The sequence below is a fragment of the Patescibacteria group bacterium genome (assembly GCA_034660655.1).
In the GTDB taxonomy this organism is placed as follows: domain Bacteria; phylum Patescibacteriota; class Patescibacteriia; order JAACEG01; family JAACEG01; genus JAACEG01.
Genome location: JAYEJU010000012.1, coordinates 37,954 through 48,232, shown reverse-complemented (window position 1 = coordinate 48,232; position 10,279 = coordinate 37,954). Strand labels below are relative to the sequence as shown.

Annotated in this window: 8 protein-coding genes and 3 tRNA genes; 9 read left to right on the top strand and 2 right to left on the bottom strand. The window is 32.8% G+C overall.

Going from position 1 to position 10,279, the window contains the following annotated elements:
- Positions 1-81 precede the first annotated feature (81 nt).
- The 9 genes from gyrA to U9O55_00745 all read left to right on the top strand — a co-directional run bounded on the left by gyrA (position 82) and on the right by U9O55_00745 (position 6,368).
- Positions 82-2,574 (top strand): DNA gyrase subunit A, encoded by a 2,493-nt coding sequence (gyrA, locus tag U9O55_00785; protein ID MEA2088361.1) that lies wholly within the window; start codon positions 82-84, stop codon positions 2,572-2,574.
- 430 nt (positions 2,575-3,004) lie between these two features.
- Positions 3,005-3,226, top strand: coding sequence for a 50S ribosomal protein L32 (rpmF, locus tag U9O55_00780; protein ID MEA2088360.1), 222 nt, complete (start codon positions 3,005-3,007; stop codon positions 3,224-3,226).
- A gap of 69 nt (positions 3,227-3,295) precedes the next feature.
- Complete coding sequence (nusB, locus tag U9O55_00775; GenBank protein MEA2088359.1) at positions 3,296-3,757, top strand: transcription antitermination factor NusB; 462 nt, start codon at positions 3,296-3,298, stop codon at positions 3,755-3,757.
- A 107-nt stretch (positions 3,758-3,864) separates the two neighbouring features.
- Positions 3,865-3,936 (top strand) — tRNA-Thr (locus U9O55_00770).
- Positions 3,937-3,946: 10 nt separating this feature from the next.
- A tRNA-Thr gene (locus U9O55_00765) sits at positions 3,947-4,023 on the top strand.
- Positions 4,024-4,092: 69 nt separating this feature from the next.
- Positions 4,093-4,248 (top strand): 50S ribosomal protein L33, encoded by a 156-nt coding sequence (gene rpmG / locus U9O55_00760; GenBank protein ID MEA2088358.1) that lies wholly within the window; start codon positions 4,093-4,095, stop codon positions 4,246-4,248.
- Between the two features lie 4 nt (positions 4,249-4,252).
- Positions 4,253-4,951 carry a polyprenyl diphosphate synthase gene (gene uppS / locus U9O55_00755; protein ID MEA2088357.1) on the top strand — a complete coding sequence of 233 codons (699 nt, stop codon included), beginning with the start codon at positions 4,253-4,255 and terminating at the stop codon, positions 4,949-4,951.
- 20 nt (positions 4,952-4,971) lie between these two features.
- A tRNA-Glu gene (locus U9O55_00750) sits at positions 4,972-5,043 on the top strand.
- Positions 5,044-5,435: 392 nt separating this feature from the next.
- Complete coding sequence (locus U9O55_00745) at positions 5,436-6,368, top strand: aminoglycoside phosphotransferase family protein (protein MEA2088356.1); 933 nt, start codon at positions 5,436-5,438, stop codon at positions 6,366-6,368.
- 181 nt (positions 6,369-6,549) lie between these two features.
- Here U9O55_00745 and U9O55_00740 read toward each other — a convergent pair whose 3' ends face one another.
- Both U9O55_00740 and U9O55_00735 read right to left on the bottom strand, forming a co-directional pair.
- Positions 6,550-7,965 carry a radical SAM protein gene (locus tag U9O55_00740; GenBank protein ID MEA2088355.1) on the bottom strand — a complete coding sequence of 472 codons (1,416 nt, stop codon included), beginning with the start codon at positions 7,963-7,965 and terminating at the stop codon, positions 6,550-6,552.
- Positions 7,966-8,332: 367 nt separating this feature from the next.
- Entirely contained in the window at positions 8,333-9,532 is a 1,200-nt protein-coding gene (locus tag U9O55_00735; GenBank protein ID MEA2088354.1) for a pitrilysin family protein, read from the bottom strand.
- Positions 9,533-10,279 lie beyond the last annotated feature (747 nt).

Here is a 10,279-nt window from a genome sequence, read left to right as displayed (position 1 = left end):
AGGCAGGAAATAATATACACACTGTATAAAAATCAAAATAAAAAAACGACTGCCGTTTTTTTATTTTTTTAAAAAATTTTTATGAAAAAAGATAAAAACAATAATATAAATAAGGAAGACAAGCAAACAGAAATCATTGAAAAAATAGAAGATTTAGCCATTGTTGATGAAATGAAAGAATCATATCTTGATTACGCCATGAGCGTGATAATTTCTCGCGCTTTGCCTGACGCCCGCGATGGATTAAAGCCGGTTCACAGAAGAATTCTTTACGCGATGTGGAGCATTGGGCTGAAACATACGGCTAAATTCAGAAAATCAGCCACAGTAGTTGGTGAAGTTCTTGGTAAATATCATCCTCATGGAGACGCCGCTGTTTATGAAAGTATGGTAAGAATGGCGCAAGACTTTTCTTTGCGTTATACATTAGTAAGAGGACAGGGAAACTTTGGATCAATGGACGGAGATAAGGCAGCAGCTATGAGATATACAGAGGCAAAGCTGGAACAAATTACTGAAGAAGTTTTAAAAGACATTGATAAAGATACTGTTGATTTTGTTCCTAATTATGATGGAAGCCAAAAAGAACCAAGGATTCTACCCTCTAAACTCCCTATTCTTTTATTAAATGGAACATTGGGAATTGCAGTTGGCATGGCAACAAATATTCCACCGCATAATTTAGAAGAACTTATAGACGCGCTTGAATATTTGATTGACAAGCCTGATGCCACAATTGACGATTTAATAAAATTTGTTAAAGGTCCTGATTTTCCAACAGGCGGAATTATTTATAATAAAAAAGAAATAAGAGAAGCGTATAACACTGGACGAGGAAGAGTAACAATGCGGGCTAAAACTGAAATAGTGGAAGTGAAAACTAATCAGTTCCAAATTATTGTTTCAGAAATTCCCTATCAAGTTAATAAAGCTACTTTAATAGAAAAAATAGCTGACTTGGTTAGAAATAAAAAAATAGACGGGATTAAAGATTTGAGAGATGAATCAAAAGGGCTGGAAGATATAAGAATTGTTATTGAATTAAAACGCGATTCTTATCCTAAAAAAATATTAAATCGCTTATTTAAATTAACGCCTTTGCAAGAAAATTTTAACTTTAATATGTTAGCGTTAATCAATGGGATACAGCCTAAGGTACTAAATTTAAAAACAGCGTTAGAAGAACACATTAAACACAGATTGACAGTTATTGAAAGAAGGTGCAAATTTGAATTGCAAAAAGCTCTTGACCGCGCGCATATTTTAGAAGGTTTAAAAATCGCTTTAGATAAAATTGACGCTGTTATCAAAGTGATTAAAAAATCCAAAGACAAGGAAGAAGCAAAAATCAATTTAATAAAAAAATTCAAACTTTCTGAAAAACAATCAGTTGCTATTTTAGAAATGAAATTGCAAAATTTGGCAAATTTGGAAAGAATGAAAATTGAAGATGAACTAAAAGAAAAGAAAAAAATTATTAAAGAATTAAAAAAAATATTAGCGTCTAAAAAGTTGATGTCAAATATAGTAAAAGATGAATTAAAAGAAGTTAAAGAAAAATTTGCTGACGAAAGAAGAACAAAAGTTGTTGCCGGAGCTGTTGGGGAATTTTCAGCGGAAGATTTGGTTCCTAATGAATCAACGATTATCGCGATAACTCGCGACGGATATATTAAAAGAATGTCTCCTGATAATTTTAAAACTCAATCTCGCGGAGGAAAAGGAGTTATTGGCTTAACAACAAAAGAAGAAGATTTAGTAGAACATTTTTTTACCGCAATGACACATTCTGATGTTCTATTTTTTACGACAAAAGGAAGAGTATTCCAATTAAAAGCTTATGATATTCCGCAGGCAACCCGCCAGTCAAAAGGACAAGCAATCGTAAATTTTTTACAATTAGGATCTGACGAACTTATTTCAGCTGTTCTTCCTTTTGATGAATTAGAAGAATGCAAATATATAATAATGCAAACAAAAAATGGCTTAATAAAAAAAGTAGCTATATCAGACTTTACTAATGTGAGAAGAAGCGGACTTATCGCAATTAAACTTAAAAATGACGACCTATTAGAATGGGTTAGCCCGTCTTCTGGAAAAGATAATATTATAATTGCCACAACTCTTGGCAAGTCAATAAAATTTAATGAAAAAGGCGTCCGTTCAATGGGAAGAAACGCAAGCGGAGTTAAGGGAATAAGGCTGAAAAAAGATGATAGAGTGATTGGAATGGATGTCATTGATTTTCAAGCAAAAGAAAAAAATTTGCAAGTTTTAATAATTAGCAAAAATGGCTTTGGCAAAAAAACAAAATTGTCTGAATATCGTTTGCAATCAAGAGGAGGATCAGGAATAAAAACAGCAAAAATAACATCGCGAACAGGAAATTTAATAGCTATGGTTATTACAAATTCTAAAATCTTGGACGAGGATATTATTATCATTTCCAAACTTGGACAAATTATCAGGCTTCCTCTAAAATCTGTTAATTCATTGGGAAGGTCAACGCAAGGAGTAAAGCTTATGAGATTTAAAAATAAGGAAGATGAAGTAGCTAATATAACTTTTATATAATTATTTTCAGGCTATACGCAATTTAATCATTTCAAAAAATAAAATTAGATAATAAAATTGAATAGGATTTTATTTAGAAAATTCAAAATTCAAAATCATAAATTCCAAATAAGCACCAATGTTCAAAATTCAAAATTCAAAACAATATAATTGAAAAGTTTTGAATTTGTAATTTTGGTTATTGTAATTTGTTTGTTATTTGTAATTTTGGATTTGGTGCTTTTAAAAAAGTATTTATAAAATCAATTCTATATAATATTATCGGAATTTACAACTAAATTGAATATAAACCTTATTCCCTTGATTTCTTTATTCTTTATGTTAAAATACTTATCAAGTTTAATTTAAAAAAATAAATTCAGTTTATAATTAAAAATTGTAAATTTCAGCCGAAGGCTGACCAGCCTCTGGCTGGGATAATTAATATTCTATGTCAGTACCAAAAAAACGCCGCACAAAATCATCAATCAAAAAAAGGCAGTCGCATAACGCATTAAAAAAAATAAGCCTTTCTAAATGCCCAAAATGCAAGCAACCAATATTATCTCATACTGTTTGTAAAAATTGCGGAACATACAAAGGCAAGCAGGTTTTAAAAATCGCTGTTTCAAAAAAGAAAAAAGACGAAAAAAAAGATAAAGAAAAAAAATAAAATTTTTTAATTTTTTAATTTCTTAGTTTTTTGTCTTTGTATAAAAGCTAAAAGCTAAAAGCTAATAATATGTCTAATCGCCACCTTGGAAGAACAGTAGCAATGCAGACTCTGTATCAAATAGATTTCCGCAATGCTTTTCATTCTGACTATAATCGACTCAAAGATGATGCTGTTATTAAAAATGTAAAAGAAGAAGCTGATAAAAATATAAAAGGATTTGCTCCCGGAATAAATGAAAAAGACTTTATTACCAATATTATAGATGGTGTTATTGAAAATTTGGTTAAAATTGATAAAACAATAACTAAATACGCACCTGAATGGCCTATTAACCAAATTACCAACATAGACAGAAATATTTTGCGTATCGGAGTTTATGAATTATGTTATGATAAAAATATTCCCGCAAAAGTCGCAATTAACGAAGCAATAGAATTAGCAAAAACTTTTGGCGGAACTTCTTCTGGAAAATTTGTTAATGGAGTGCTCGGCAGTATCTATAAAGATATAGAAAAAAAAATAATATAACTTTAATTTGCCGTTGTAGCTTACCGCCATACGGCGGGACAAGCTAGTATATTTATTAGGATAGTCAACAACTTAGCAAAACATTTCACATTTTAATTTGTTTTTTTGCCGTTGTAGCTCAGCGGTAGAGCGCTTCCATGGTAAGGAAGAGGTCCGCGGTTCAAGCCCGCGCAACGGCTCAATAGATTTGCCAGCGTAGCTCAGTTGGTTAGAGCAACTGTTTTGTAAACAGTAGGTCACGGGTTCGAATCCCTTCGCTGGCTCCAAAAAATTTAATTATTTTTAGTTTATAATTCAATCTATAAGCTAAAAGCTAAAAAGCTAAAATTTAAATTATGTCGCAAGATAACCTAATAAAATTAGAATGTTCTAAATGCCACAGAATAAATTATTATTCTCAAAAAAATAAAAAAACAATAAAAAACCGTTTAGAACTAAAAAAATATTGCAAATTTTGCAAAGCTCATACTCTTCATAAAGAAACAAAATAAATCTATGCCTAGAAATATAAACCATTTAGGAATTATAATGGATGGGAACAGAAGATGGGCGCGAAACAAAGGCCTGCCGACTTTAAAAGGCCACAGCAAAGGATATGACAAAATCAAAGAGGTTGGAGAGTTATGCTTAAAAAAAGGAATAAAAATTTTAACTATTTACGCTTTTTCAACTGAAAATTGGAACAGATCAAAAAAAGAAGTCGGTTATTTAATGAAATTGTTAAAAAACGCGATGATAAACGAGATAGAATATTTTAAAAAACAAAATATTCAAGTGCGTGTTATTGGGAGAATTTCTGATCTGTCGTCTGATATGCAAAAAAGCATTCAAAAAATGGAACAAGCAACTAAAAATTGCAAAAAAGGACTTTTAAATATTGCTATTAGTTATGGAGGAAGAGTAGAAATTGTTAATGCCATAAAAAAAATTATACAAGAAAAAATACCCGCTGACAAAATAACAGAAAAAATAGTTAATGATAATCTTTATACTGCTGGATTGCCTGACACTGATTTAATTATCAGAACATCCGGAGAACAGCGGCTTTCTGGCTTTCTTCTTTGGCAGTCATCATATAGCGAGTTATATTTTCCATCTGTTTGCTGGCCTGACTTTTCCGAAAGCGACTTAGATGAAGCAATTGACTGGTTTAACAATCGCGATAGAAGATTTGGCGGCGACGCAAAAAAGTAGTAGGTTTGTTGAGTAATATAGCCGCTATCGTCTAGGGGTTAGGACATCGCCCTCTCACGGCGGAAACACGGGTTCGATTCCCGTTAGCGGTACAATTTAATTGTTATATAAAAACCATAATATTAAATTATGGCTTTTTTATTTTTAATATAGCAAAAATATTTTTTAAATTGCGTATAACGTTTCGGCATATCTGATGTTTGCCGTAGCGCCTGCCTGCCGGCAGGCAGGTAGCTGAGGCAAATATGGGTAGAGGCTTTTGTAAAAAGCCGTAGCCTCATACACGCCGTTATCGGATGTAATTAAAAATTTTTGTTTTGCGCCTGCCCGCCGAATTGGCGGGAATCAAAATATTATTTAGGGCTATTTTTTATTTTTTTGAAATCGTACCATATACTGATATTATAAATTAAAATAAGTTAAAATTCAATCTTTAAAATTTTTAAAAAATGACAAATATTATTATTTTTGATAAAATTATACTATGAAAAATTATCTTTTACGAATTAAAAAAATTAAGAGACAATTTGCCATCCCCGTAGGGGAAAATTTTACGGTTGCGCCAAGTGGCACTAACTACAAAGTTTTTCTCTCGGATAACTATGTTATACGTTTTAGGGACGATAACCCTAAACTTTTACTAAGAGAGGCAAATTTTTTAAAGCGTCTTAATTATCAATTAATACCAAAAGTTTTATGGTATGGAAAAATTGATGAATTATTTTTTATGGTTGAGAATCGCCTTCCCGGACAGACAATGGATTTAACTTGGAAAAATCTTTCGTCAAGCAGTAAAAGTGATATTATCAAACAAGTCGTTGAATTTCTTCAGTATCAGAGAATCATAATAAAAGATAATATTTATTCGGTAAAAACAGGTAAAAAATATAAAAGGTTTTTGGACTACCTTACAGATGGAGTAAAGCAGAAAAGTATTGATATTAAAAAATTTGAGCAAGCTAATAAATTATTGCGGGATTTATTTTTAATAATTAATAACCCCGAAATTAAAAATCTATTTACTACTAAAATAAAGTTTACCTTAGTTCATGGCGATCTTATTATTCATAATTTACTTACTGATGGTAAAAATTTAACGGGGGTACTTGATTGGGAATTAGCGTTATTTGGCGATCCCAACTATGATCTCTCTCGCCTCTTTTATTATCAAGAGTGCGCTAAAGCATATCAAGAGCAGGGCGTTGATGAAACATTTGAAGCTGATTATATGGATAAACTCATTGCGGCGATTTGGGAATCCACTCTTGTAGAAGATAAAAAATTATTTCAGAAAAAATATCAGTTTGTTTATGCCATTTTTTATCTTAACGCGCTTCATTGGGCAGTGAGCTCAAATAATCCTCAAAAAAATATTTATGAACTTGTGGTGCAGTGGGACAAAAAAAAGTGGGGTTAAACACTTACGTACTTAACCCCACGGGCTGCAATTACTTGCAACTGGTTCGTTTGCCGGGGAAAGACATCCCCGAAGGCAGTGGGACGACCTTGGCAATCTTGATCTTTTTGATCTTGATCTTTCTCATCTGGCTCACCTCCTTTCATAAGATGCAGGTTTGACGGTTGCCGACCGCCGCGGTTCAGCTTGACCGGATATACTCTATCGCAAGCGCTTTTGTGATTCCGCGATAGAAATTACACATATCTGTAAAAATTTCTTGTTGTTCCCCACCCATTGAACGAGAAACAACCTCTCTGGTGACATGGCATTGTCCACCGCACGGACCTTCAATCTCGCACCCGGAACAGTATTCATCTGTCCCCGGAAAACGATTGGCAACAATCTGTGTTAAACCACCATTTTTTCCGAACATCTCATCGAAGCTGTCGAGATGCCCGATCGTCGTGGTGGTGTGACTACAGATCTTGATACTGCCATTCACATTAAACTCAATGGATTTGCCTTGAACGGCGGCACAAAACGCGTGATCTCCAGACAATAGACTTTCTGAGGTCAGATTACGAAACGGAGAATCCCATGTTCCAAAGAAGTCAATGCCGTGTTCATTGGCGTACTTTTTGAGTCGCATGAGTTTTGCAATTCGTTCCTCAGCAGAAATGTGAATCAGACCAACAAGGTCATAATCGAAAGCGATTGAAGACATTCTTCTTTCAATGGCCAAGTCTAAAATATCTGTGTCAATGAGTTCGAAGTTGCCTCTTGTAACAGTGATACTGAATCCATCAAGCGAATAACCGATCTCTGATAGGAGATCGAACTTCTCAAGGATGCGGGTAAATGTTCCCCGCCCACCTTTTGTAATGCGAATAGCATCGTTAGCTATTTGAGTTCCGTCAAGTGACGTTGCGATACGGACTTGATATCGTTTGAATGTCTCGGCGATCTGCTTTGTCATGAGTACCAGATTTGTATTGATGGCAAATTCAAATGAGAAATCGCTCATCTTATCGCAGTATTCAAGCACTTGCTCAATAACAGGCCAATTGACTAACGGTTCTGCGTTTCCAAAATGTATCTTTCCGTGAGTCTTTTCTTGCTCTCTCATTAATGCAACATACTGATCTACGCATCGCTTTGCGATTTCCCAAGTCATATTGAGTTGCGGAGCCGCTCGTTGATATATAGGCAGCACTTGATCAAGATTGGTCGCAGGCTGGAAATGAATGCAGTGTGTACATCCAAAGTTGCACGAATCGCTGATTGCGAGGCCCATTCGGTCAACCGTCCTTTGCTTCTGTACTTCGATGAGTTGTTGTTCTTTCTTCTCTCGTAGGAATTTTTTCTCGTCAAAGCCGGGTTCGACAAGAAAGAAAATCTCGGCGAACTCTTGAATTGTACCCTTTGGATTGTCGTCGCAAATTTCAGAGATTTCTTCTGCGCTGCTTGGTCGTTTGAAAAGATTCAAAAATCGCAAACCCTCGTCATTGATAATTCGAGGATTACCATATAGGGCGTGATAAACCATCGCCATATCTGATTCAGAATCAGATATAATGCGGATATTTGGGGATAACTGATACTTTTGTTTTTCCATGTTTCTATCCTCCTTGTTTTTGATGTTAAAGAACTGACAGTACCTTATCACTATTCCCCATTTTGTCAAGGATTTTGTTGCGATGAAAAAATAAAAAATAGCCCCAAATAATTATCCGCTAAGCTGATAAAAAATTTTTAATTATTTCCGATAACGTTTGCGTATATCTGATGTTTTGCGGAGCGCCTGCCTGCCGGCAGGCAGGTAGCGGAGCAAAATATGGCAAATATGGGTGGAAACTTGTATAGAAGCCGTAGCCTCATACACGCTGTTATCGGATGTAATTAAAAATTTTTGTTTTGCGCCTGCCCGCCGAATTGGCGGGAATCAAAACATTATTTATGGCTATTTTTTATTTTTAATTTTTTTAATTCATTAGAAAATGATAACTGTTTTTCTTATTAAAATATTTTTTCTTAATAGTGATTATTTCATCAAATTTTATACTGTCAATTTTATCTATTTCATCTTTAAGAGTAGTTAATTTAGAATTGTTATTTAATAAATACAAAGACAAAGATGACAATTCGTCTACATTATCCTCTTTTAATAAAAATTGATATTTAATATATTTTTTTGTTTCATTAAAAAATGAATCCGATATTTTAATAGCATTAATAAAATTATAAATTTTTTTTATTATTTTATCCGTATTATTTTTTTTACAAGCAGTTATTATCCTAAATTCTCCTACATTTAAATAGTGATGGTAACAAAACTGAATATCATAAAAGAGGCCGCTATTTTCCATTTTTTGCCTTATTTTTTTATTTAAAATTTCTGCTAACAAAATAAAATGAGTATATTTTGAATTATTAATGCTGGACACTGGGAAGACAAAAGTTAAATATGTTTGTTTAAAATTATTACTACTTTTTAATTTGATTGGCTTTGATATAGTCTTGGGATAAACAATCTTGCCAATTTTTTTATTTTTACTTGTTCTATCAGATAAATTATTAAAATGGAAAATATTATTAATTTGTTTTATTGTTTTGCTGATATTTATATCACCAACTAAGGTTAAAATCATATTGCTTGGAACATAAAAATTTTTATACCATTCTTTTAAATTTGCTATGGTAATATTTTTTAGATTTTCTTCGCTACTTGCCACATTAAGCGCCAAGCTGTTCTTTTGATATAAAAATTGATCTATTTTTTGATTTAAAACATCACAAGGATTATCATAAAATTCCATTATTTCTTCTGTGGTAATTTTTTTAATAATTTTAAGATTATTTTCTGTAAAATCAGGAAATGCAATTACTGAAAATAGAGATGACAGAGCATCATTTATTAAATCTTTATAAGTAGTAATTTCAAAATAAGTAAAATCCTTTCTAGTATATGGATATATATCAAGGACAATGGGATGTAATTCAAGTTGTTTAGTTTTTAGAAAGAGCAAATGTTCAAGTAAATGGGAAATTCCATTATTTTTTTTATCTTCATAAACTGAACCAGTCTTAATATACAAAGTAATATCAAGAGATGATAATTTTTGTGTTTTAATAATAAATACAGTTAAATTATTTTTCAATTTTTTAAGATAAAATTTTAACATAGTTGTGGAATAATATAATTTAGACCATTCTAACCTAATGCGTTACACTTGACTATTTATTAATGTAAGCAAATTAAGTTAGTTATATTATAACATGTATCGTAATATTAAAAAAGCGAGGTAATTATGAAATCTACCTCGCTTTGCGGTAACATTTATTTCTTTTTGCCACCGCCAGAAGTTCCGGATTTGCCTCCGGATTTCGTTGTGGAAAGGCCACCTCCCTTAGATGCTCTCTTGCCTCCCCAACCACCATGTTTCGAAGGTCCGCGTGTTGGAGTGTTCTTTTTTCCCATCGGTTCTCACCTCCTTTTGGTTTGGAATGAACGATTTAACTACCACCATGATAGTCATTGATACCTTATCACTACCCCCCCCATTTTGTTAAGGGTTTTTGTAATATAAAAATAAAAAATAGCCCCAAATAATTATCCGCTAAGCTGATAAAAAACTTTTGATTATTTCCGATAACATCGGGGATAAAAAAAATTTTCAGAGCGTAGCAAAAAAAATTTGGGAAAATTGCGAGCCGAGCAATTTTCCTTTTATCCCTTGTTTACGCCACGACGACTGAAAGGAGGAGAGCCTGCCTGCCGGCAGGCAGGCGCAACGGGACAAGGATTTGCTTTGGATGAACGTGAAAAGAAAAACTGATTTTAATACTGATTTAAATATAAATTTCCAGAATAACTTTGAAAAGCAAATCCGCAGAGTAAATTTTTTATCTCGTTTTAATTATTTTAAACC

Bases quoted from the DNA above. Each gene is read 5' to 3' on its own strand.
- U9O55_00735 (MEA2088354.1), bottom strand. From the start codon at position 9,532: ATGTTAAAATTTTATCTTAAAAAATTGAAAAATAATTTAACTGTATTT.
- nusB (MEA2088359.1), top strand. From the start codon at position 3,296: ATGTCTAATCGCCACCTTGGAAGAACAGTAGCAATGCAGACTCTGTAT.
- gyrA (MEA2088361.1), top strand. From the start codon at position 82: ATGAAAAAAGATAAAAACAATAATATAAATAAGGAAGACAAGCAAACA.
- uppS (MEA2088357.1), top strand. From the start codon at position 4,253: ATGCCTAGAAATATAAACCATTTAGGAATTATAATGGATGGGAACAGA.
- U9O55_00745 (MEA2088356.1), top strand. From the start codon at position 5,436: ATGAAAAATTATCTTTTACGAATTAAAAAAATTAAGAGACAATTTGCC.
- U9O55_00740 (MEA2088355.1), bottom strand. From the start codon at position 7,965: ATGGAAAAACAAAAGTATCAGTTATCCCCAAATATCCGCATTATATCT.
- rpmF (MEA2088360.1), top strand. From the start codon at position 3,005: ATGTCAGTACCAAAAAAACGCCGCACAAAATCATCAATCAAAAAAAGG.
- rpmG (MEA2088358.1), top strand. From the start codon at position 4,093: ATGTCGCAAGATAACCTAATAAAATTAGAATGTTCTAAATGCCACAGA.